This window comes from Undibacterium sp. Ren11W (assembly GCF_049340485.1).
Lineage (GTDB): Bacteria > Pseudomonadota > Gammaproteobacteria > Burkholderiales > Burkholderiaceae_D > Undibacterium.
Map to the genome: position 1 here is coordinate 18306 of NZ_JBMPPB010000012.1, position 24601 is coordinate 42906.

Annotated in this window: 17 protein-coding genes and 1 tRNA gene; 9 read left to right on the forward strand and 9 right to left on the reverse strand. The window is 49.6% G+C overall.

Annotation, left to right across the window (positions count from 1 at the left end):
- Positions 1-164: 164 nt before the first annotated feature.
- On the reverse strand, positions 165-3044 hold the full coding sequence (locus tag ACO0K8_RS20565; protein ID WP_422948524.1) for a TonB-dependent receptor plug domain-containing protein: 2880 nt from the start codon (positions 3042-3044) through the stop codon (positions 165-167).
- Positions 3045-3832: 788 nt separating this feature from the next.
- Positions 3833-6541, reverse strand: coding sequence for a TonB-dependent receptor (locus tag ACO0K8_RS20570; RefSeq protein ID WP_422948525.1), 2709 nt, complete (start codon positions 6539-6541; stop codon positions 3833-3835).
- Positions 6542-7335: 794 nt separating this feature from the next.
- Between ACO0K8_RS20570 and ACO0K8_RS20575 the strand changes: the two genes are divergently transcribed.
- A complete protein-coding gene (locus ACO0K8_RS20575) occupies positions 7336-9378 on the forward strand; it encodes an FAD-dependent oxidoreductase (RefSeq protein ID WP_422948526.1) in 2043 nt (680 codons plus the stop codon).
- 72 nt (positions 9379-9450) lie between these two features.
- Here ACO0K8_RS20575 and ACO0K8_RS20580 read toward each other — a convergent pair whose 3' ends face one another.
- A complete protein-coding gene (locus ACO0K8_RS20580) occupies positions 9451-9990 on the reverse strand; it encodes a c-type cytochrome (RefSeq protein WP_422948527.1) in 540 nt (179 codons plus the stop codon).
- A gap of 310 nt (positions 9991-10300) precedes the next feature.
- On the opposite strand from ACO0K8_RS20580, the gene ACO0K8_RS20585 reads away from it, so the two are divergent.
- Together ACO0K8_RS20585 and ACO0K8_RS20590 are read left to right on the forward strand one after the other, a co-directional pair.
- Positions 10301-10375, forward strand: a tRNA-Arg gene (locus tag ACO0K8_RS20585).
- Positions 10376-10462: 87 nt separating this feature from the next.
- Positions 10463-11212 (forward strand): substrate-binding periplasmic protein, encoded by a 750-nt coding sequence (locus ACO0K8_RS20590; protein WP_422948528.1) that lies wholly within the window; start codon positions 10463-10465, stop codon positions 11210-11212.
- A gap of 162 nt (positions 11213-11374) precedes the next feature.
- Here the strand turns inward: ACO0K8_RS20590 and dinB are convergent, their stop codons facing one another.
- Positions 11375-12445, reverse strand: a complete 1071-nt coding sequence (gene dinB, locus ACO0K8_RS20595) for a DNA polymerase IV (protein ID WP_422948529.1) — start codon at positions 12443-12445, stop codon at positions 11375-11377.
- A 191-nt stretch (positions 12446-12636) separates the two neighbouring features.
- On the opposite strand from dinB, the gene ACO0K8_RS20600 reads away from it, so the two are divergent.
- Both ACO0K8_RS20600 and ACO0K8_RS20605 read left to right on the forward strand, forming a co-directional pair.
- The gene (locus ACO0K8_RS20600) at positions 12637-13092 is read left to right on the forward strand and encodes a thioredoxin family protein (RefSeq protein WP_422948530.1); all 456 of its coding nucleotides are present in this window, start codon (positions 12637-12639) and stop codon (positions 13090-13092) included.
- Positions 13093-13105: 13 nt separating this feature from the next.
- A complete protein-coding gene (locus ACO0K8_RS20605; protein ID WP_422948531.1) occupies positions 13106-15808 on the forward strand; it encodes a PAS domain-containing sensor histidine kinase in 2703 nt (900 codons plus the stop codon).
- A gap of 7 nt (positions 15809-15815) precedes the next feature.
- Here ACO0K8_RS20605 and ACO0K8_RS20610 read toward each other — a convergent pair whose 3' ends face one another.
- A complete protein-coding gene (locus tag ACO0K8_RS20610; protein ID WP_422948532.1) occupies positions 15816-16850 on the reverse strand; it encodes an AraC family transcriptional regulator ligand-binding domain-containing protein in 1035 nt (344 codons plus the stop codon).
- A gap of 112 nt (positions 16851-16962) precedes the next feature.
- Here ACO0K8_RS20610 and ACO0K8_RS20615 point away from each other — a divergent pair, with 112 nt between their 5' ends.
- Complete coding sequence (locus tag ACO0K8_RS20615; RefSeq protein ID WP_422948533.1) at positions 16963-18585, forward strand: GMC family oxidoreductase; 1623 nt, start codon at positions 16963-16965, stop codon at positions 18583-18585.
- A gap of 199 nt (positions 18586-18784) precedes the next feature.
- Here the strand turns inward: ACO0K8_RS20615 and ACO0K8_RS20620 are convergent, their stop codons facing one another.
- Positions 18785-19789: a DUF4349 domain-containing protein gene (locus ACO0K8_RS20620; protein ID WP_422948534.1), complete on the reverse strand. Its 1005-nt coding sequence runs from the start codon at positions 19787-19789 to the stop codon at positions 18785-18787.
- Positions 19790-19956: 167 nt separating this feature from the next.
- On the opposite strand from ACO0K8_RS20620, the gene ACO0K8_RS20625 reads away from it, so the two are divergent.
- The gene (locus ACO0K8_RS20625) at positions 19957-20127 is read left to right on the forward strand and encodes a hypothetical protein (protein WP_422948535.1); all 171 of its coding nucleotides are present in this window, start codon (positions 19957-19959) and stop codon (positions 20125-20127) included.
- Positions 20128-20251: 124 nt separating this feature from the next.
- Here ACO0K8_RS20625 and ACO0K8_RS20630 read toward each other — a convergent pair whose 3' ends face one another.
- Positions 20252-21262 carry a zinc-binding alcohol dehydrogenase family protein gene (locus tag ACO0K8_RS20630; protein ID WP_422948536.1) on the reverse strand — a complete coding sequence of 337 codons (1011 nt, stop codon included), beginning with the start codon at positions 21260-21262 and terminating at the stop codon, positions 20252-20254.
- A gap of 112 nt (positions 21263-21374) precedes the next feature.
- Here ACO0K8_RS20630 and ACO0K8_RS20635 point away from each other — a divergent pair, with 112 nt between their 5' ends.
- Positions 21375-22289 carry a LysR substrate-binding domain-containing protein gene (locus tag ACO0K8_RS20635; RefSeq protein WP_422948537.1) on the forward strand — a complete coding sequence of 305 codons (915 nt, stop codon included), beginning with the start codon at positions 21375-21377 and terminating at the stop codon, positions 22287-22289.
- Here the strand turns inward: ACO0K8_RS20635 and ACO0K8_RS20640 are convergent.
- Positions 22286-22666 (reverse strand): SirB2 family protein, encoded by a 381-nt coding sequence (locus ACO0K8_RS20640; protein WP_422948538.1) that lies wholly within the window; start codon positions 22664-22666, stop codon positions 22286-22288. The two genes, ACO0K8_RS20635 and ACO0K8_RS20640, sit on opposite strands and share 4 nt — an antisense overlap.
- 1 nt (position 22667) lies before the next feature.
- Positions 22668-23687, reverse strand: a complete 1020-nt coding sequence (locus ACO0K8_RS20645; RefSeq protein WP_422948539.1) for a transporter — start codon at positions 23685-23687, stop codon at positions 22668-22670.
- A gap of 126 nt (positions 23688-23813) precedes the next feature.
- Here ACO0K8_RS20645 and ACO0K8_RS20650 point away from each other — a divergent pair, with 126 nt between their 5' ends.
- Complete coding sequence (locus tag ACO0K8_RS20650) at positions 23814-24545, forward strand: substrate-binding periplasmic protein (protein ID WP_422948540.1); 732 nt, start codon at positions 23814-23816, stop codon at positions 24543-24545.
- Positions 24546-24601: the final 56 nt, after the last annotated feature.

Below are 24601 nucleotides of genomic sequence, written 5' to 3' on the forward strand. Positions count from 1 at the left end.
TTGTGTTGTCTGACAACGAAAGTCTAAAATTAACTAAACAAATGTTGCGATCTTAGGGGGGGGGAGAAACGATGTTTTTTTCAGTAAATAAAAACGCCACCCTAAAAGTTCATTAGCGTGGCGTTTTTTAAGTGATAATTAAGTACTCCTACCTTCTGCGTGATTTACCAAAATTTATATTTTGCACGGACATAGTAAACACGGCCCAAAGGATTAGCTAAAGTTGAATCATAGCCAACCTGAAAGCCCGATCCCGATGCTGCACGTGTAGATGGTGGATCTTGATTCAACAGATTTTTTACCCCAACACCGACATCAAGGTTTTTAATGCCAGTCCAACCCAAAGTTGCATCGAAAGTCGAATATGCCTCGACGTCGCGTACCGCTGGATAATTGGGGCTACCAGAGAGTGCTGGATCGGTGTAATCCTGATACGAGCTAGTGTAGTTATGTGTAATCGACGCATTCCAACTATCACGATTAAAGGTCGCCGTGATCGCATGACGCCAGCGAGGTGAAACCCCAAAATCCTTATATTCGCCCAGATCACTTACCGATGCGCCTGTAGGGTATTGATAACCATGTTTGGTATTCAAAGTACCGTCCAGATTTATTCCAAACATACCTAACTCAGAAACTCTTTGTTTGTAATTCAAGTTCAAATCCAATCCTGCCGCAAAATTTTTGGCAAAATTGGTTTTTTGTTCGAGAATATAAGCTAAAGGAAAATCTGGATTGGTACTTCCTTTAATTGGATGCAACTGCGTAGGATCCGCAACCGGATCAAAGCGATAATAAGCATCCGCATATTGGGTAGGATGATTGATAATCTGCGATTCAGCAGGATATTGAATCACATCATTAATTCTGACATCCCAATAATCCAATGATCCGCTGAAACTGGCGGTCGGCTGAAAAACTATCCCGATTGAAAATTGTTTCGACTTTTCTGGTTTCAGATCTTTACTACCCACCTGTGCCACAGTGAGCTGAACATTACATTCGTCCACAACAGCACCCACCGTATTCGGACTTGAGATGGGATGTCCTCCAGGGCAGCGAACCGGATCACTCCAGTTGTTTACGGTAGCACCACCGGCGGTAAATGGATACAGATTGTCATACAAGGTTGGCGCACGAAAGCCCTGGCCAACTGAGCCGCGGATGACTACCGCCTTGGTTGGCTGGTAGCGCAAAGCCAATTTAGGACTGACATTAGAGAAAGAGGTGCCAAAATCATTTTTGTAATTGTCGTAGCGGACTGCTGCATTCAACTCCACATCCCTATACACGGGAATAGTCGCTTCCGCGAACATACCGAAAACTTTACGACCGCTGCTCACGCCTGGAACTGGCCCATTTCCTCCGACTTGGTCACCGCTCGCCAAAATTTCGGAGGAAACCTGATCCAGGCTTTCTTTACGTGCCGATACGCCCAGTGCCAACCCCAAAGCACCGTAGCTCATCTGTGCGATTTCTTTTGAAATACGCAAGTCTGCGGTAGTCGCTTTAGACACTGCGCTGTTTTCCAGACCATTAATTTGTGCACTTTGCAATGCAGCCATACTCGCAGCATCTTGTTGGCCGAAAATATTTATTTGACCTGAATTTAACAAGGGACTTAATTTAGCAAAACTATATTGTCCTGAGCCAAAAGAAACGATCCCTTCGTTCTTCGAAGAAGTTAGTGCTGCGTCATAATCCCATCCCGCCAACGTACCTTTTGCACCGATCAAAAATCGTTCGTTGGTAATATCTGTCAAATCATGACGGCCACCACCCGCTACCGTTCTCCAGCGACCACTCAATGCGCTATTCGGTGTCACTGCCATATCTGCAGCTAACACCGTATCCGCAGCGAGCACTGATCCATTTGGCATGATATATCCAGCAGGCAGGGTCATGCCTTTTGGTAAGGTGATCGTCGCTGGATAGAAACGCCCCGTTGTCGGATAGGACAAGCCGGGAATACCAGGCGGCTGGCCAGCATACGGCGCGGGCGAGTATGCGGCATCAATATGATCTTTGGTTTGGGCGATTTCAGCATATAGTTGATGATCGTCATTTATCTGCAGTACACCACGGGCAATCACATTGTCATGGGTAGATTTTGGAATCAAATCTATGTATCTAACATAATCCGTCTGGCAAGTAGTCTGGTCGGCATTAGCCATCGCGTAACCAGATGCATTGCAATTCAAATAGCGGTTCGGATTAACCAAAGGCCCTACGACAGAGTTTCCTGCATTAATCGAGTCACCATAATTATTACCCATAGTGTCAGAAAACGTCAGATTAGGAATCGCACCTCGTGGTGATGTATGCGCAATACCCAAATCCGGACGAATACCTGTCGCGGCAAAACTACGATCAACCGATCTTAAGGCGCTATCATTTTCATGATTGGCACTAATCATTACGTTGAAGCCTTGGGTCGCTAAATTACCATAACCAGCTAACACATTGTAGCTAGTAGAATCGCCGCCAGTCTGAGTCGGCTTGGAGCCATTTACGGAGGCTTCTATCCCTTGGTAGTCGGTGCGCAAAATAAAATTGATAACACCGGCGATAGCATCCGCGCCATACAGTGCGGATGCGCCATCACGCAAAACTTCGACGCGTTCAATCGCCGACAAGGGAATTGAATTCAAATCTACAGGATTATTGCCCAAAGCATAATTGGAAACACGACGGCCATTCAAAAGTACCAGTGTGTAATTTTGACCGATTCCGCGTAAGTTCGCAGTCGAGGGGGCTCCGACTTGACCGACATTATTAGCGAGCACTTGGCCGCCAAAATTGGAAGGGATCAGATTAACCAAGTCCTGAGCTGTCGTGGCGCCAGTCCGTTCAATGTCGGCCTTTTTCATAATCGTCACGGGCAAGGCAGTTTCTGCTGCAACCCGCTTAATACTTGAACCGGTAATTTCTACTCGTTGCGGTGCGTCCTGCGCAAATGCAGTGGGTTCGAGTGCTGCGGCACCAATAACAACACCACCAACAAACATCAAGCGCACTGAACGGGATAAGATTTTTTCAACCATGAAGTCTACCTCTTTGATTAAGATTTTTATGTGGTATGTTTTTTGTCTCGTGAACGACTCATCAGATCTATGTTTAAAGCTACAGATTGTTGATGTATCTATCAGATCACCTGCAGTCTTTAGGTGTCAATTTTTAAATCCTCTTTTGCAATTGAAAACAACAATTACGATATGAAATTCGCTCTCCGTTTATCTCTACCATTTTTTATTTACTAATATTTCGCTTCATTCAAAACGTATGCTTTTTACTAATATGGCGACACCGGAAAAGTCGATAAAGCTATGCACAATTCCGTAAAAAAATTTAAAAAAAAGCCTCACGATATAAAATCGCGAGGTTTTTTTTTGCGAAAATTCAAGCTATTTCGCTCAAATAGTCAAACTTGATTACTAGAATTTGTAACCAGCGCGTACGAAAATGCGCGGCTGACTGCATCTGTATAACGTGGATCGTAAAGACCCAAATACAAGTGGACGGCGGCTAACGTTCACCAGCCAAGCGAGCAACGGCTGGCACTCCAGCTGCTGCACCTGGACAAAAGCGGTTATTTGAATAAATTATCAATCTGACACCAACCATTGGAGGTAGTTCTACCGCATTGTCACTGGTGCTTTCTACATGTAAATATTCTATATGTTGCAGTGCTCTTTTCACCTAATTTAAAGGACGCCTTAGCTAATAAAGATTTATGCTCAGTCTAAGGGCTATCGTCAATAAATTGAACGTCAAAAAAAAGCCCGGAAAATAAAATTCCCGGGCCAGATATTACATTTCAGCGGTTTAGATCTTAGAAGCTATAAGTGCCACGCAAGTAGTAAGTGCGACCAGTTGGATCCGTGTAACGTGGATCGTAACCAGCTTGGAACGTTTGAGTCTGGTAGCTCAATGGTGGAGTACGGTCAAACATATTACGCACACCGGCTGTCACTGAAAAACCTTTGCCGATTGTCCAAGATCCATAACCATCAAACGTCGTGTAAGAAGCGACATGATGTAACGGATTATCTTCAGTAGGAGAGTCCGTATAGCCCGTTTTATAATGACCAGAGAACCCAACGCCAAACTGTCCAGACGTCCAATTCACAGCACCATTATGCTGCCATTGAAAAATAGGACCAGTTCCAGAATAAATCCCTACGTTCTGAAGCCATTCGCCGCCTTCAGAATTTTGGTATTCATACTTATTAATATAAGTACTATTTAATGAGAAACCAAAACTACCCAAGCCGCTAGTACGCAACTTATACGCCGCGCTCATATCAAAGCCATTAGTATTAACGCCACCCAAATTCTGATTACGCAAGTCAACATAACCACAAGTCGTTGGATCAGGGCACTGAGAGCCATCGGTCGCGAGATTTCCCAACGGGTTCCTATGATAAAGAGCGGCATACTTGGCTGCATCTCCAAAAACGTCATCTTGATTCAGCGTTCCAATAGTGTGCTTAAGGCTGATAGACCAGAAATCTAGACCCAAGGTCAAATTCGCTACTGGCTCAATTACGAGACCCAAAGTCATGTTCTTGGATGTTTCTGGATCCAAGTTCTTGTTACCACCCGCCAAAGACTGGAACTGCTGTTGACAGTTAGCTGCTGTAGGTTTACCAGCAATTGCTTTTCCATCAGGGCAATTAATAGGATCATTTTGTTTTGTCGTATTGCCGTAGGTCTGTGCTGAATTGATTTCATACAAAGATGGGGCGCGGAAACCAGTAGAGTAAGAGCCTCGAACCAATATGCTCTTAGTCGGTTGATAACGGAAACCTACTTTAGGATTTGTAGTATGACCAAAATCACTAAAATTATCGTAACGCAGGGCAGCCGTCACATCAAGATCTTTCAATACAGGAATATTCAACTCTGCATACAAGGCATAAACATTACGTGAGCCTTCATTGCGAGTATCAGGGTCAATACCCGTGCTTGAAACGACTTTTGCAGCATATTCAGGATTTGCCGCACTAACGAACTCTTGCTTAGCCGCTTCGCCACCAATCGCTAGACCTACTGCACGTCCAGCATGGAACCAATCACCCACTTCACGACTAGCGTGTGCATCAATACCTGTGGTAGTTCCCTTAGCATTTTGAATATTGCCGTTCAATGCAGCACTATCGATCAAAGCTGTACCTGCTGCGCTCTGAGGACCAAACGGATTGATTACGCCATTCAACACACCAGCTTTAATGATATTACCATTACTATAACCTGACAGATTTTCAGTAACTTTGTTTTCATTGTAGCTAACGGCCGTTTCATAATCCCAAGCACCAAGAGTGCCGGTCAAAGAAACAATCGCGCGTTGCTGATTATTGATATTTTCATCAGCACGTGGTCCGTTAGGCAGATCGCGCCATTTTACGTGGATGAACCCAGGAAGAATATTTGCTGCGGTTCCAGGTTCCGTGTAAGTAGAGCTAAGCGGGATGTTCGATGCAACTGCACCAGGGTTACCAGGATAAAATGGGTTAAGTGCGCCAGTAGGTGTGACACGATTTTGGTATAACCCACCATATGGTACCGGAGCAATCTGGCTGTTGACCTTACTTTGGCTAGCCAAATATTCGAAGCCCAGCTCGTGGTTTTCAGTTAATTTAAACGTTCCCTTGATCAAGCCAGTGGTACGCTCACTCTTAGGAACGTAGTCGACAAAACTAGAGGTTGTCATCAAACATCCTGTACCGCTACCATCAGGAACCAAGTTAGTACCAGCAGCGCAAGACGGCGCAGTCGGGTTACCTGTTTTATCATCTTGATAGAAATTTGCAGCACTAGTTGTCGGTGAGATACCACCGGCATAACGAGTGTTAAATGGACGATCAGTACCGCCTATGCGATCCTGTTTCTGGAAATCCACGACCGCAAATATGTTGTAGCCGTCTTTACTCATATCTCCAAAACCAAAGCCAAAGTTGGCACTTTGTGTTTTCCCACCTGGATGTTGCGGCTTATCCGCACCGATCGTGACGGTACCACCTTTGAAGTCTTTACGAGTAATGAAGTTAATTACGCCACCAACTGCATCACTACCATACAAAGCTGACGCACCATCACGCAATACTTCTACCCTTTCCAAAGCGGCGAACGGGATCATGTTCAAATCTGGAGCAGAACTATCAAAGGCATTGTTAGCCAAACGACGGCCATTCAAAAGAACCAATGTTTTATTTGCGCCAATACCACGCAAATTTGCAAATGATGCGCCACCAGTACCCAAACCAACAACTTGACTAGTACCCTGTTGCGATTGCACTGAAGCCAAACTCGACATGATTTGCTCAATTGACGTCAGACCTTGTTTTTTAAGGTCATCTGCTTTGAGTACTGTTACGGGAACTGCTGTTTCAGCATCAATACGCTTGATCGCAGAACCTGTAATTTCTACTCGCTGCACAGCCTCTTGAGCTATCGCCTGTTGTGCCAACAAGCTTGCGCTCATTACGACACCGCCGACGAACATCAGACGTACTGATCGGGATAACATTTTTTCAACCATGATTAACAATCTCCGCTTGGAATTTTGAACTAATTAATTTTGCTTTGCGGGCAATATTGCACGCCGACTTTTATAAAGTTTCTCTTCACAAAAATCTACATCCCTCTTACGAATACTTTTTTTCAAATACTTATGCCGCTAGTGCAACAAATGTGTTTTTTGTAATTTTTGTAAACAAGTTCGTTTTTTTGAACTAATTTATGTAAATTATTCTGTCAAAATGTATCCACAGCACATGGAACCATTTTGAATGCGCTAGTGTCAATAAGGCTCTTTTGCGAATTCGCAAAAAAACAACAGCTTTTACTTAGTTGTCTTTGGCTAAGTTTTATGAATGTTCATTTCTTGTGCTTTGCAACAAATATTTTTAAAGAAATGCACTAGTTACTCTCGTATTTCGTTTTTATTTGCCTCAGCTTAGCTCAGGCAAAATATTATTCTTACTATCCCTGCATGTCTTTGTAGAAATTTGCAAGGCTGTGCTGTTTTTTCACATATGAGTTAGTTTTTCCACATTTATGCGTATGGCATAACACAGAAAACACTGTAATTTTCTTACTTAACAAGTGAAAATGCCCAAATTTGGTGCGGAATTTTGTCGTCAGATTTGCGCTAATGTAAAAAAATATTTTTCTACCTTGACATAGCTTTGTCTCAAATTTGCGACTAAAGCGCGCGCTAAGCGCACTTGGCGAATGTGCTTCTCTATTTAGAGTCTGTCTCCTAGCTGGAAATCGACAGCCGTATCCCTGGTTTGTGTATTCTGGCGGCATCTATATCTAGAGGCATACTTCATGACACCGACTTACCCCCATCTTCTGGCTCCGCTTGACCTGGGCTTTACGCAACTGCGTAACCGTACCATCATGGGTTCCATGCATACCGGTCTAGAAGACCGCTTCTATAATTACCCTAAATTGGCCGCATATTTTAGGGAAAGGGCGCGTGGTGGTGCCGGTCTGATTGTCACTGGCGGGATTTCACCGAATCGACGTGGTTGGCTATTGCCGTTTGGCGGCACCATGAATAGTCTGGCCGATATCTGGAATCACAAGAAGGTAACCTCGGCCGTGCATGAGGAAGGCGGCAAGATAGTGATGCAGATATTGCATTCGGGACGTTACGGCTACCAACCCTTTGTGGTATCGGCCTCGGCCAAAAAATCCCCCATATCGATGTTCAAACCCAAGGCTTTGAGCGAAACCGGCATAGAAAGCACCATCAAAGACTACATACGCTGCGCCAGACTGGCCCAGAAATCAGGCTATGACGGTGTAGAGATTATGGGTAGCGAAGGCTATCTACTGAATCAATTTCTGTGTGCGCGTACCAATATGCGTCAGGATAGATGGGGCGGCACGATAGAAAATCGAATGCGGCTCGCCGTCGAAATCGTACGCCGCGTGCGTGCTGCCGTTGGTAGAAATTTCATCATCATGTACCGCCATTCGATACTCGATCTGGTCGAAGGCGGGAATAGCTGGGACGAAGTAGTGCAGGTTGCGCAGGCCTTGGAGCACGCTGGCGTAACGATACTGAATACCGGGATAGGCTGGCATGAGGCGCGTGTTCCAACTATTGTCACCTCGGTGCCGCGGGCTGCCTTTGCCAGCGTTGCCGGGCGACTTAAGCGAGTGCTCACTATTCCTGTGGTGGCCTCGAATCGTATCAATATGCCGGATCAAGCCGAGGCCATCATTGCGAACGGCGATGCTGATATGGTATCGATGGCACGCCCGTTTCTGGCCGATCCTGAATTCGTCAACAAAGCCGCCAGCGGGCGTAGCGACGAAATCAATACCTGTATTGCCTGCAATCAAGCTTGTCTGGATCACACTTTTGCGAATAAGCGCGCATCATGCCTGGTGAATCCACGTGCTGCGTTTGAAACCGAGCTGCGTTTTTTAAAAACGGCCAAAGCCAAGCGGGTAGCAGTCATCGGTGCCGGGCCTGCCGGTTTATCGGCCGCCACGGTTGCCGCGGAATGCGGCCATGATGTGACGCTGTTTGATAGCAGTGACAAAATAGGCGGGCAATTCAATATCGCAATGCAAGTTCCCGGCAAGGAAGAGTTTGCCGAAACCATGCGTTACTTTAAACGTAGACTGGAAGTGACCGGTGTGCGTGTGCAATTGGGGCAAAGAGTCAGCCGCGCTGAATTGCTGGCGCAAAATTTCGACGAGATCATCGTAGCTACCGGCATTGTTCCGCGTACCCCGCGCATCACCGGTGCGGACCATCCCAAAGTTTTATCCTATCTTGATGTGCTGCAACATAAAAAACCGGTAGGAAAACGCGTGGCGATCATAGGCGCCGGCGGCATAGGCTTTGATGTCGCCGAATATCTATTGCATGATCCAAGTAAGCCCTTGCCGATACCGCTGGCAGACTGGCTAGCCGAATGGGGCGTCGACACTCAGGCCAAGGAAAACGGAGGCTTAGTGACGCCAGCGCCGGCCCATGCTTTCCGCCAGATTTACCTATTACAGAGGAAGGAAACCAAAGTTGGCGCAGGTCTGGGTAAAACTTCAGGCTGGGTGCACCGGGCTACTTTGCAGAGGAATGGAGTGGAAATGCTAGCCGGAGTCGCGTATCAGCAAATCGATGATCAGGGCTTACATATCACACTGAATGGCCAAAGCCGCCTGCTGGAGGTGGACAATGTGATTTTATGCGCGGGTCAGGAATCGCTAACCGAGCTAATGCCAGCGCCAGCAGATATCCAGAGCGCTCATGGTGGCCCACGTTTCCACAAAATCGGTGGGGCCGCATTGGCGTCTGAACTAGATGCTAAACGTGCGATACGTGAAGGGGCCGAACTGGCGGCGTCACTCTAATGAATATACGCGCCTAATTTTCGGTAATAAAAAAGCCTGTCAGCGACAGGCTTTTTTATAGGTAGAGAGAACTTATTTTGCGGCTTCGACTTCGGCAGCGGCTACTTTAACTTCTGGCTCTTTAAACTTGGCACCGCCGGCATTTGCCAGGTGCACTACGGCTCTAGCGACTTCAACATCATCCAGATCAGGATTACCACCTTTAGCTGGCATCGCGTTCAGACCTGTCATCGCATGTGTCAACACTTTGTCGTAGCCTTGAGCAATACGTGGGCTCCAAGCAGCGGCATCGGCAAACTTAGGCGCACCAGCGGCACCGCTATCATGACAAGCCGCGCAGACCATTTTGTAGACCGCTTCACCGGACTGCAATACTTTAGGGCCGCTGGCATCCTTGAAGGTATAGCCTTCATTCGCTACCGGGCTAATTCTAGCCACGATCGATTCTGGTGTCTGTGCATTCGATCCGGCACCGACCGTGTCACCACTTGAGACAAACTTTATCAACAGAACGATAATGATAATCGGCACCAGTAAAGCAGCAACAACGGCAGCGATTAATTGGCCAGGGGTCTTGATCGGTGATTCGTGTTGGTCGTGTGCGTCGCTCATGGTTTCCTCGGTGCAGTAATAGTATAGGGCGGGTTGCTGGTCACTCCAATTTCCTGGAGCTAGGCATACAGCCCTCGATTATAGTGGTAAAAGCCCAGGTTTGGAATGAAAAAGCAGAGAGTGCGCTTCTGGTTTGCCTCACAATTGAGCAAAATTCGCCGGATTCACGACACTTTATGGGTATTTTCTGGGAAAACCTGGTAGTTTTAAGTCGCCTATGAAGCGGCAATGAGCAGAATAAGTCGTTTTGCTGCATGCAAACTCGCCTCTAAACAGCTACAATAGCGCTCTGCAAAACTTGCACACCTAAGCGACCGTCTTCCAACGGATAGGATACGGGCCTCCGAAGCCCGCAATACAGGTTCGATTCCTGTCGGTCGCACCAGCCTCACTCCTCAATTTCCGCCCTAAAAGTTGCTGGCGAACTGATTCGAGTCATATCCCTGAAGCAATCTAAGAGTAACATTGCGCTATGGACAGTCGATCTCGTTTAGCCAACATTTGCTTGGTATTGCTTATTTTTCCATTTCTGAGCAGCGCCGCGGCCGAGCTCAATGCGTTCACCGAAAGTCTGCCGCCACTCAATTACGAAGAAAATGGCGTGATCACCGGCTATGCGACCGAGCTTTTACTTGCCACTACTCAGGCTGCCAAGATCGACACCAACATCAGCCTATTACCTTGGGCACGCGCGTATCAAACTGTGTTGGCACAGCCCAATACCCTGATTTTTTCAATTACCCGTACGCCGGAGCGCGAGCCTGTGTTTGAATGGATAGGTCCGATCAGCTCACGCCAGATATTTGTGTATAAGCTACGTGAGCGTAAAGAGATACAAGTTAAGAGTATGTCGGATCTCGCTAAGTACAAAGTCGGGTTAGTACGCGAAATGGCTTCGACCAAGGACTTTATTAAACAAAGCGAGATCGCCGACGACAAAATAGATTTTGCCCCCACCGTAGAATCAAACATGAAGAAGCTGTTCATGAAACGCATAGACGTGATCGTTTCGCAAGACTGGAGCGCGGCGTTTTTGGCCAAATCCCTCAACCGAAAGCCCGATGAGCTAGAAGCGGTACTCTTATTAGACAAGCAGCACAGTTATTATTTTGCCTTAAATAACCAAACCGACCCGGCACTGGTGGCGAAACTGCGTCTGGGCTACGAGGCAGTGCAAAAATCCGGGCAGATGGATAAATTAAAAAACAAATACCTGCACTGAGTCGCCGATCAAGGCGCGCCGTAAAAACTATGGGAAAGATCATATACTCCCCCAAAAATATATAAAATCACTCACTTTGCGCATATGTTTATTGCGCATTTAAAAAATACCCCACCCCAGTATACAAATATACCAACTAAAACGCTGTCGCGCCTTGTGCTCCTATACCAAAGCAGGAAACAAACTCAATTGCATCTCTTCGCGCAAATCCGCCAAGCGGGTGCCCAAACCCAGCAGGCGTACCGGCTGGCTGGCACGCAGATAGCCGGTCTCCAGCAAATCAGCGAATACTTTTTCGTCTAGCGCGCTGCCGCGGCACTCGACCGTGGTTTGGTGAAAATCAGCGAAACGGATTTTGACGTACAGCTTTTGTATGCACTCTTCCGCTTGCGCGCGCCGCATGCGCCCCTGTAAGGAGGTAAACAGGGCGGGTAATTCGGCCTGGCAAGCGGCCAGATCGGCCAGATCTACTGCATAGGTTTCTTCGACACTGACCGACTTGCGCTCAGAACTAGCAATCACCTCGCGCTGATCTATCCCGCGACACAACAGATACAGACTCTTGCCGAGCTTGCCAAACTGGCGTAATAGATCGGGCAAGGACCACGTCAGCAAATCCTGGCAAGTCTGGATACCCAGGCCGTGTAATTTGGCGGCAGTCACTTTACCGACCCCAAACAAACGCGCCACCGGCAGACTGGCTACGAACTCTTCTACCTGACTGGGCAAGATCACAAATTGTCCGTCTGGCTTATTCCAGTCACTGGCAATTTTGGCTAAAAATTTATTCGGCGCTACTCCCGCCGAGGCAGTAATGCCGACTGTTGCGGCAATCCGTGCGCGTATCTCTTGCGCGATCAGGGTGGCACTGCCCTTAAGCTGACTCGCGTCACTGACATCGAGATAAGCCTCATCTAAAGACAAGGGTTCGACCAGGACAGTGTAATCGGCGTAGATAGACAAAATCTGGCGCGACGCAATTCTGTATTTTTCCATGCTAGGCGGCAACACCACCAGATCCGGACAACGCCGTAGTGCCTGCGAGGTGGGCATCGCAGAATGCACGCCAAAGCGGCGCGCCTCATAATTACAAGTGGCCACCACGCCGCGCTGATCGGCGCGACCGCCGACCGCCAGCGGCCGACCGCGCAGGCTGGGATCATCGCGCATCTCGACCGCGGCATAGAAACAGTCGCAATCACAATGGATAATTTTACGAACAGCAGGCTTCACGGCAGCACCAAAAATTGAGTCTGTCTATTTTAAGGCAATCGGATAAAAAACTGTATGCATAATCAGTATTATCCCACGTAAATGGATACGCTTACTAAGCCAAGATAAGCCAAGAATGACAAATTCGTAATTTTGGTTCAGTATCTGGAGATACGCAGTTCATCCGATTTAGCCATCCACTTAGAGCACTCATGAAAAAATTATTCGCTTCCTTACTTATTCTGCTCTGCAGTTACAGTTATGCGACCGTGGCACCGGCGTATCTGGAAACGGCCGATGCCCAGGCCGATCTGAATCATGCCTTGAGTCAGGCGCAAGCCAGCAAGAAAAAAGTCTTGATCGTCTTTGGTGCCAACTGGTGTAAAGACTGCCTGGAGCTAGACAAGTCGTTTAAAGCCGAGAACGCGGCACTGATTGCCTCCCAGTTTGTGCTGGTAAAAATCGATGTGGGGCAATTCGATAAAAATCTGACTATCGCCAATGCTTACGGTAATCCGATTAAAAAGGGCATACCGGCAGCGGTGATACTACGCGCCGACAATACCCTGCTGTATGCCAGCAAGGGCGGAGAATTATCCAATGCTCGTAGAATGGGTGACGCTGGCATCGCCCAATTTTTCCAACAGATACTGAGCCAGCACCCTTAATCGGAGTCGCATCATGTCCGCAGCAGTTGAGCAATCGGCCGTCAGCAACACCGATGCGGCGCTAAGTACCCTCCTGACCGCCATTGGTGAAGCGCTGTGGGACTGGAATCTGTTGACTGGCGAAGTGATATTTTCTAGCCAATACCAACAGGTATTGGGCTATAGCGACAATGAGTTGGGCCATCATCTGGATGAATGGATACACCGTCTGCATCCCGACGATGCCAAACCAGCCATGGCGCATTTGCGCGCGCATATCGACGGCCACGTCAGCGTGTATCAGCACGAGCAGCGCCTACTCTGCAAGAACGGAAATTGGAAATGGGTGCGCGCACGTGGCAGCATCGTTGCGCGCGACAGCCAAGGTCGCCCTAGCCGCATGCTGGGTCTGATTGCCGAAATAAATAGTGAGCATCAGCAACAAGCCAACCTGAATCTAAGTGACACGATGCTGAAGAATTTTTCTCAGCATTTGCCAAACAGTTTCTTTTATCAATTTCAGCGTTTTTCCGATGACCATTTTTGCTTTCCGTATGCCAGCGATGGTGTTATTACGCTGTTTGGGCTCAAGCCTGAGCAAATCAAGGACGATGCCTCGGCGCTGTTCCATCTGATCCATGCGGATGATCTTGAGGCACTGCGTCTGGCTATCAGGATGTCAGCCAGCAGTTTGCAAAACTGGCATCAAGAATGCCGCATCCGAGTCGGCGCAGACGAGCGCTGGATCAGCGGCGACGCCCATCCAGAATCGATGCCTGATGGCAGCGTTTTGTGGCATGGGTTTTTAACCGATATCACCGAGCAAAAACGCATACAGAAAAAACTACAGGATAGCGATCAGCAAATGCATTTAATCATGCGCGCCTCCAATCAGGGCTTGTTTGATTTTAATGTACAGACCGGCCGCGGCACCTATAGCGCCGAATACGCGCGCATGCTGGGTTTCTCGCCCGATGATTTTCCTGATGCCAAAAAATTCTGGCAATTTTTTTGGCAAGAAAGCGTGCATCCCGACGATATCAATACCCTCAGAAACGCCTACAAAGAACATTTTCTATCGCAAGGAAAGATCGAGTTCAAAACCGAATTTCGACAAAAATCCAGATCTGGACAATGGCGCTGGATCATGTCCCTAGGTAGCGTCGTCGAGTGGGATGCGCAGGGTCGCGCGGTACGCATGATAGGCAGCAATATCGACATCACGGAACGTAAAAATGCCGAACAGGCAGCCCACCATCAGCAAGAATTACTCAGTACCAGCCAGGCCAGCTATAAACAGTTGGCCAATGAGCTAGACATACTTATTTCCAATGCGCCGGTGGGCATCATGTTTGTCAGTGACGGCAACATCATTCGCGCCAACAAGACACTGGCGGAGTTGTGTCATTTTTCTGATGCCAAGGCCATGATAGGGATTAAATCGACGTTTTTGTATCAGGATGATGCCGATTACCGCGCCTTTGCAGCACTGGTGGTACCGAAGCTCATCGCCGACGAGGCGGTAGAGCTGGAATGGTTAGTCAAAGGTATCGATGGCAAGTCATTCATGGCGCGCATTGCGGGGCGCTCCCTGCCCTCGCAGCAGTATGTGCGTGGCGCAGTCTGGATGATAGAAGACATCACGCTGCAAAAACAGATGCTGGACGCCTTGCGGCATAGCGAACAAAGACTGCAAAGGCTGATGAATTCAAATTTAGTGGGGATAGCGCAAGGGGTAGAGCAAGCGCGCTTGATCGATGTGAATACTGTTTTCGAGCAGTTGTGTGGCTACCCGCGTGCCGCCCTACTCGGCGATGCAAACGTCTGGAACTCCTTATTGTCGCAGCAAGATCTGGAGACCTTCAAACAGGCGTACACCGAATTGCTCGACCACGGGACAACGCCCGCGTTTGAGGTCATGCTCAAGCATCCGGATGGCGCAGTGGTACCGGTACTAGTGGGGCTGAGTTATCTAGAAAATTCGCATAGCGAATGGGTGATTTTCATCATGGATATCAGCGAGCGACATCGCGTCAATCAACTTAAATCCGAGTTCATCTCGGTCGTCAGCCACGAGTTGCGCACCCCTTTGACTTCGATACGCGGTTCTCTGGGTTTGCTGGAAGCAGGAGTCGGCGGCACGCTGCCGGACCAGGCGCAGCATCTGATCAAAATTGCTCACAATAATAGTCGCAGGCTAGTCGGCCTGGTCAACGACATTCTGGATATGGAAAAACTTGCCAGCGGTAAGGCCACGTTTAAAGCCGAACGGCTTGATCTGGTGCCACTGCTAGAGCAAGCAATAGACGCCAATCACAGCTATGCCACGGCGCTGGACGTACGTTTGCATTTATTCCATCATCCGGATCAGGCCTGGATCAAGGCCGATCCCGATCGCTTGATGCAGGTAATGGCAAATTTACTCTCGAACGCGGCTAAATTCTCGCCCAAGGGTGAGGCCGTCAGATTGCAGATACACCCGCGTCTGGAGCACGAAAAACTGTACTATCGGGTCGAGGTGACAGATATCGGTGCCGGTATACCGGCCTCATTTCAGGCACGTATTTTTGAGCCTTTTACCCAAGCCGATGGCACCGATACGCGGCAACAAGGCGGCACCGGTCTGGGCTTATCTATCACCAAAACGCTGATAGAAAAAATGCATGGTCATATGGGTTTTGTGACTGCAGACGACGAGGGAACCACGTTCTGGTTTCAATTCCTGGCAGAGCCATAAGCCTGGCTTATTTTTGCCTGGAGGCGCGGTATTCCGACGGCGTAGATAAAGTCCAGCGCTGAAAAGCCCGGCGGAAGCTGCGCTCGTCCGAATAGCCCAATTGTTCAGCGACTTGCTCGGTGCCATGCCCCTCTAGCAACAGGCGCTTGGCCCGCCCCATCCGCACGCTCTCGGCAATATGCGAATACGCAGCACCTTCACGCGCCAACAAGCGGTGCAACGAGCGCGGGCTGATCCCCAGTGTGCTGGCCATCTCGGGCACGCTGCGACACTCGCATTGCATCGCGACCAGAGTACGCACCAGACTCTGTTTACCCAGCACACCGATGCTGGCCAATTCCTGGTCACAGGCATGGCGCGACAGCGTGGCCTGCTCGCTCTGTGCCGACAACGGTAGTTCTAACATGGCGCTGGCAAACACCACTTGGCTGACATCGGCACCGACGATCACAGGGCAGGCAAAAAATGCTTCGGCAGCCGAGCGGCTAAGCTGCAGATTGCCGCGCAACTCTAGCCGCTGTGGCTTGAGTTGCGCACCCGGCAAGCTACGCGCCGCATTCATGGCCGTGGCCAGATGATCGAGATCGAGAAAATCTTGTAATTCTCTATCGTCAAACAGCGCATGTGAGACCAGTTGCGATTGGTGTGCCCCCACTTCCAACTCCAGTTGCAACATAGAGCCAGCAATCAATTGGTACTCCAGACCGAAGGCCAGAGCCTGGCCTAAGTTCGCCTGCGCCAACATGCCCTGACCCATTTCGCCCAGGGCGCTCACGCTTTTGCGGCTACCCGACAATATCCCCAGATCGGCACCGCCTATGTGTCTGGCCAACAACAAACTCTCACGCGCCTGGGCATAACTGATGCGCGCGGTGCTGCTAGGCGCGCCATGCTGATCGACAGAAAAAGCCGGAAACATCTCACGCAAACGCCAGTTTTGCTCACGCCCAAGCGCGAACAAACCGCTGAAAGGATGAGCGGGGAAAATGGCGTCTTGCACTGAGAGCAGCGCCGGCATGGTTGGTGCAGTAAGGGAGTTCATGTGAGCGCTGGCAGTAAATGTCCTTATATTTAGAAACTGTGCAGATTAAGATGCCTCTAAGAGCTTAAGCATAAGCCTAGCGAATAATAATATACCGAGAGTGAGACCTAACATGAATCAAATAATTCCTGACTACCTGGTCATAGGTGGCGGTTCCGGCGGCTGCGCGGCGGCCAGCCGCCTCAGCGAAGATATAGCGATCCGCGTGACCGTACTGGAGGCCGGCAATGCCGGTGAGGGCTGGTTGATCAAGACCCCATTTGCGGTAGCGGCCATGCTACCGACCAAGATCAATAACTGGGCCTTTGAAACCACGCCCCAAGTTGGTCTGAATGGTCGTAAGGGCTATCAGCCGCGCGGCAAGACTCTGGGCGGCTCCTCGGCCATCAATGCGATGGCGTATATCCGTGGCCACAAACAAGATTACGATCACTGGGCAAGTTTGGGTAATACCGGCTGGTCATTTGATGAGGTGCTGCCCTACTTCAAGCGCTCTGAAAACAATGCGCGCCTAGGCGGCCCGCTGCATGGGCAAGCCGGCCCTTTGCGTGTCAGTGATCTGCAATCGGATAATCCGTTTCAACAAATCTATCTGAAAGCCGCGCAACAAGCAGGCTTTCAGCTCAATGCCGATTTTAACGGTGAAGAGCAAGAAGGTGTGGGCATGTACCAGGTCACCCAACACAATGGCGAACGTTGGAGCGCGGCACGTGCCTATCTGCATCCGCATATAGGAAAACGCCCGAATTTGACGGTAGAAACTGGCTGTCAGGTTACCCGCATCGTGTTTGAAGGCAAGCGTGCGGTAGGCGTTGAATATCTGCAAAATGGCGAAAAACGTAGCCTGCGCGCCAAGCGCGAAATCCTACTGGCGTCCGGTGCTTTCCAAAGCCCGCACTTATTGATGCTCTCTGGGGTGGGTGACGCCAAGGCCTTGCAGGCACTCGGCATCCCGGTGGTACACGATTTACCCGGAGTCGGCCAGAATCTGCAAGACCATCCTGATTTCGTCTTTAAATACCGCGCCAAGAATCTCGATCTGCTGGGCGTCTCGATCGCTGGCAGTCTGCGGCTGGCGCGCGAGTTGTGGCGTTATTACAAAAAGCGGCGCGGCATGATCACCTCGAACGGAGCCGAAGGCGGGGCTTTTCTGAAAACCGACCCTAGCTTGAGCGCACCCGATATCCAGCTGCATTTTGTGATCGCCATGATCGATGATCATGCTCGCAAATTGCACCTGGGGCATGGCTACTCTTGCCACGTTTGTCTGCTACGCCCAAAAAGCGTGGGAGAAGTCACGCTTGCCAGTGCCGATCCCTTGGCACCACCCCTCATCAATCCGCGCTTCCTGGAGCACACTGACGATCTGGAGAATATGGTAAAGGCCTTCAAGCTCACCCGCAAACTGATGAATGCGCCGGCCCTGATGGAGGTACGCGACAGCGAATACCGAACCGCCGACGTGCATAGCGATGATCAGATCCGTGCCGCCTTGCGCCAGTATACGGACACTGTGTATCACCCGGTCGGCACCTGCAAGATGGGCATTGATGCGATGGCGGTAGTCGACCCTGCTTTACGGGTGCATGGCTTGCAGGGAATACGGGTGGTGGATGCCTCTATCATGCCTACCCTGATAGGCGGCAATACCAACGCACCGAGCGTGATGATAGGTGAAAAAGCGGCAGATCTGATCAAGGCAGAAAATAACTCTCAGAAGATACAAGCCGCCTAGCCCAGCGCGCATATCCCACGCGGCTTGCAGGCCGGCATGGCTGCAAACCCGCGTGGAATATGCGCAGTGGGCCTGTGCGTTTTCAAAATATTATTGGCACATTTAAGCGTCTAACGGTCGAGGCGGGCTTCGTCCATAGAGATCGGCAAGAACGACTAAAATCCCACACATTTTTAATGTGTAGTAAGACTACTGAAAATTACTCACTTTTATCTGATGGCGCTTTGCGTGACCTACGCTTCAGATTTAAAAGGCGCCTAGCAAAAAAGAAGACCGCAAATAGTACATAGAGTGGCCACACTTTCAATAGTGTAATTAGCAAATCCAAGCCTTGATACCAACCGAATGACAAAGAGCTCGCGACGCGCTGGAAGAAGCCAGGACGGTTTTTCAAGATCAAATTGTGCACGTCTACATACTCAAACTTTCTGACTTTATTGGTTTGATAAATATTCAGGGTCAGCGTGCTAAAGGCAACTTCATCTTCGAATTTCTTTTGCATGATGCGTGATTCATCACGCATCGATAGAGTTTCGCCGCGCATCGCGATGACGCCTGCGCGTTGCTCCACATCGGCATTTTTTTGTGGCATTTGAGCCAGGGCGTTTTGCTGTTCTTGTAGACGCGTGATATTAAGTTTTTGCTGTAGCAGTTCAAACTGAGCATCGCGCGCCTCAAAGTTGCGATTATCTAAAAATTCAATTTGAGAGGCGATGGCGCGTAAAAATTCTTGTGTTCTTTGGCTAGGTACCCGCACGATCAGAGTCGCGCTAACCGCATACTCTCTGATGTCGACGATATTGCCGTCGGCGTTTGGATATTTTTCGCTCATTTGTGAAGTGCTGGTGATATTATTTTTAATCACAAAACCAGAATGGGCGGCGACCATATCTTCTAGCGCTAAAGCAGATTGATACACATCCTTGACAGCAAATTGCAAGCTGGCGCTACGAATAAATTTGCGCTCGCTATCGGTATACGTCATCGCATTTGAACTTAGCTGTTGTACCTTGCTAGCAGCGTTGAGCTCGTCATCACCAACGGTGTTTTTTTCCTTCGCTCCTGCGAGTTTTTTACTGGCCGAGACATCGGCAGTGGCGACAGTGGCCATCTCGCCGACTTCATTCGGTGCCTCTTTTCTACTGCAAGCGAGCAAAGTCATGCATAGGAAAACGGTGATCCAGGCTTTAGTAAATTGTGTCATAGGGGCTATAAATAGTTGGTACGAATAATTGCTACGATGAGGAGGAAATAATAAAGCACGTTGGGACTGGCGCTGACGAAAAGCGGCCGTGGATACTAACTCACTTGCCAATTTAATACAATTTTTTACTGATATTTACAAAACAATCGTATGAAAAAATTTGCTCCATGAACGACACTAACAAAGCGATCAAGCCCACCGTCACTGAAGAATGCAAATCGAAAGAACCTGGGAATTTGTCACATCAAAGCTTCAAATTGGAAATACGGCCGGTGCCGCGTGCTGGACGTGCCGCTCATACCTCCGAAACGAGGATAGCGCTGAGCAGTGGCTTTTAAACCGCAACTGCTGCAGTCACTATTTGCACGTTCATTTTCAAACGCACATGGTTTGACTTTTTAGGTAGCCAAACCAGCTCTAGCCCACGCGGAGGCAACAATCATCTGGACGTTTTAAATAGAATTAAAAACCTTCCAATACCAGCTTCCCCTGCGCTGTACCGCTTTCTATCAAGGCATGTGCACGGCGTAGGTTGGCTGCATTAATACTGCCAAAATTGGCATTAGCCGTGGTGCGTATCCGCCCCGCGTCGACCATTGCGGCAACTTCGGCCAGCAGTTTGCCTTGCTCATCCATATCGGGCGTTTCGAACATGGAGCGGGTAAACATCATTTCCCAATGCAAGGCGATCGATTTGGCTTTGAGTGGCATCACATCTAAGCCATCCATGCTATCGATGACGGCGAGATGACCTTGCGGTTTCAGGCTTTCGATAATTTGCGCGTAGTGCTGCGGGGTTTGCGTCAGACTCGCCACCATATCAACTTCATCTATGCCGATTGCTTTGAGCCCGACCGTCAGCGCTTGCGCATGATCGATCACCGCATGCGCCCCTAAATCCAGACACCACTGGCGTGTTTCCGGACGCGAGGCGGTGGCGATGATACGCAATTGTGTCAGCTGACGCGCCAGTTGTATCAGGATAGAGCCAACGCCTCCGGCACCACCGATCACCAATAAAGTCTGGCCCGCGCCGCCGTTCTTGGCAACGCTAAGGCGTTCAAACAATAATTCGTAAGCGGTGATCGATGTCAGCGGCAAGGCTGCTGCCTGTGCATCATTAAGTGAGTTTGGTGCCAGCGCAACAATGCGCTCGTCCACTGCATGCAACTCGCTATTGGCACCTGGACGTGTAATCGAACCGGCGTAATACACGCGCTGGCCCAGCTTAAACTTAGTCACTCCCGTACCGACCGCTTCGACGATGCCAACCGCATCCCAACCCAAAACCTTCAACTGCCCATCGGCAGGCGCTGTACTGGATCTGACCTTGGTATCGACAGGATTTACCGAGATAGCTTTGACGCGCACCAGCAAATCGCGCGCTTGTAGCACCGGGGCTGGTAACACGACATCCTCCAGAGATAAGGGATTGTTAATGGCTAATGGGTAGCGATAGGCGATGGCTTTCATGAATGCTCCTTAAGAATTGCGTGAATATTGAGGTGATGTTTCGTGCTTGAGGTAGACACTGTAAAATATAAATCGCAGATTGATAATAGCAATAAAAAACTATCACTTTCAAATGAAAATTGAAAATATCGCAGACCTTCAAGTACTGGTGCAAACCGCCAGTTACGGCAGCCTGACGGCCGCAGCGGCGACCTTGGGTATCACCCCGGCGGCGGCCAGCGCCACGCTGAAGCGGCTGGAAAATCAATTGGGAGTGCGCCTGTTTGAACGATCGACCAGAGCGATGCGCATCACTTCCCAAGGTCAGATCTTGCTCGACTACGCAAAACGCGCCTTTGACTTATTGGAAGAGGGGGAAGCCTCAGTATCCAGCGACCGCGCTGCCCTGGTAGGTATCTTGCGGGTAGCTGCGCCGTCGGATCTGGCGCGCAACAGCTTATTGCCTTGGTTCAGTGAGTTTCTTGAGCTGCATCCCGGCGTGCAACTGGCGCTCAGTGTCGGCGACAAGGTGATGGATGTGATGCGTGACGAAGTCGATCTGGCATTACGCTATGGCACACTGGCCGATTCACGTTTAGTGGCACGCACCATTGCCGTCTCGCGACCGATACTCTGTGCATCGCCCGCTTATCTGCAGCGCCATGGCGCACCGCAAACTCCGCAAGACTTATTGCAGCACAATTGCATCACCTTCGAGCGCGCCGGCAAGCGTCATCGACTGTGGCGATTTGCACAAAATGGCGTCTGGACAGAAGTGCGCGTCAACGGCGACCGCTATGTCGATGATGCGTCGCTGGCGCGGGAATGGGCTGTAGCAGGCGCTGGCATCTTGCTCAAATCGATGATCGATATCCGGCAAGAACTGGCTGCTGGCACTTTGCTTCCCTTGCTCACCGAGTGGGACACAGAACCATATCCCTTGCACGCACTACTGCCTAGCGGCCGCTTTGTTCCCGGTCGGGTGCGTGCGCTGATCGATTTTCTTGCTGAAAAATTTGAAACGGCTGCGCTAACGCAAACATTTTAAAACGGCATGACCTGGCGGCTGATTGCGACCGCCAGAATATATCCAAACGTCAGCATTGCCCCAACTAATGCATAAGCGCGTATGCGGGCGCTCTTGCCGCGCTTCAGGGCGATCGTGCCGAGTACGATATACGCCAGCAGCGCCAGCACTTTGGCAGTCAACCAGTTTTGTTGAAAAGGATACTGGCCGCTCCAGTAAACCAGGGTCAGGGCACTGGCCAGCAGCAGGGTATCAATCAGGTGCGGCAGTATGCGTACCCAGCGCCTTTGCAGTATGGCAGCGTCACGCATTTTCCAATACGCGCGCAGTATAAAAAAACTGCCGCTGATGGCTGCGCAAGTGATGTGTATATGTTTTACGGCTAGATAACTTTGCATCTTAATCCCGGGTACTTTTTCTAAACGCCAGCCAACCGGCAATTACGGTAAATGTGGCGACGATGGCGGCAACGATCCAAAAGCCATGTTCATGTTGCGCTAGTGGGATGCCACCGACGTTCATGCCCAATAAACCGGCGATGATATTGATAGGCAGCGCCAGCACGGTGACGATGGTCAGCACGAACAGCGAACGGTTGTTTTGCTCATTCACGCTGGCGGCGATTTCTTCCTGCAACAACTTAATTCTTTCTTGCAGCGAGGCCATATCACTGAGCACCACCGCAAACTCTTCGGTGGACTGACGCAGCTCTTGTACATCGCTCTCGGCAACCCAGCGCGGCGGACTATGCAGCAAGCGAAATAAAGCCGCCGGCTCTGGTGCCAACAGTCTTTGCAGACGCACTAAGACGCGTCGCAACTCGCCCAGATTGGCGCGTTTATGGTTGAGTCGATCGGCCAATAAATGGTCTTCAATATCGTCGACTTTTTTGATCGCCTTGCGCACGATGCCGATCAAGACATCGGCCTGATCGCGCAGCAAATGGGTCAGCAATTCTGTAGCGGAGTGAAATACCTCGCCATGATTGACGGCATTGCGTAACCTGTCCACCGATAGCAAGGGGGTACGGCGCGCACTGATCATGAGTTTGCTAGAAACGCTTAGCCATAAGGTGGCGATATCGGAGGCTTCAAAGCTAAAATCATGCAACACATCGTTGACCACCGCGATCAGACATTGATCGGCGTGTTCAATACGGGTAGAGCGCGAGCCTTCGTGCAGAGTTTCGTAAAACTCTTCCGGCAAATCCACATGTTCATGCAGCCATTTTTCGGCAGAGACATTCGATAGATTAAAGTGCAACCAGAGAAAGCTAGCGCTGTCGGTGGTGTCGCTTTGCTGTAGATATTCCAGAGCTTCTTTGGTATGCACGGCGCGCCCGGCCTGATCGTGCGCAAATACATAGCCGCAAATCAAGCCTGACTGATCCGACCCATACGATAAATTATCAATTTGCATCACGTTATCCGGCTAAAAAACTTGCCCGTATTGTAAGTCAGTTGTCGTATAAAAGCTGTTGACTTTCGCTTAGCGCAGGGATTAAATTCGAATATCGAGTTCACCTTTATCTGTCAAGGCAAAGCTATGCGAATCTCCACGATCGTGGTATTGGTCTTAAGCCACATAGCCCAACTGCAGCCGCTACCAGCCTCCGCACAGAATCTGCAACTGACGACAGAAGACTACCCTCCTTTTAATATTATCGATGCCAAGAGTGGCAAAATCAGCGGTATTTCTACCGAAAAAGTCGCAGAACTGATGCTGCGTGCCAAAGAAAAAACCGCACTCAATGCCTATCCCTGGGCGCGCGCTTTTCAAATGGCACGCAACGAGGCCAATACCTGCGTCTTTTCTACCACCCGTTCGCCGGAACGCGAGGGCATGTTCAAATGGGTGGGGCCGCTGGTGAAAAACAATTGGTTTATTTTTGGGCGTGCCGACGATAGCCGCCATCCACGCACTTTAGAAGAAATGCGTCCCTATGTGATGGGCACTTACCGCAACGATGCCATTGGAGAATTTTTGGTATTAAAGGGCTTTAAGACCGATATGACCACCACCGACGCCGATAATCCACGCAAATTATTATTGGGTCGTTTTGATTTTTGGGCTACCGGCGAATTACTCGGTGCCGCGATCTTAAAAAGCCAGGGTTTGGAGGGCAAGATAGTCCCGCTATTTCATTTTAATCAAACTGAGATGTACCTAGCTTGCCATACCAGCATGGCGCAAGAACGCATCGATCTCTGGAATCATCTACTCAAAGAGATGGAGCGCGACGGCACTAATGCGGCGATAGAGAAAAAATATAAGTAAATAGCCTAGCATCAGATAACAAAAAACCTGTTTGCCGCATTCAAAAGCAAACAGGT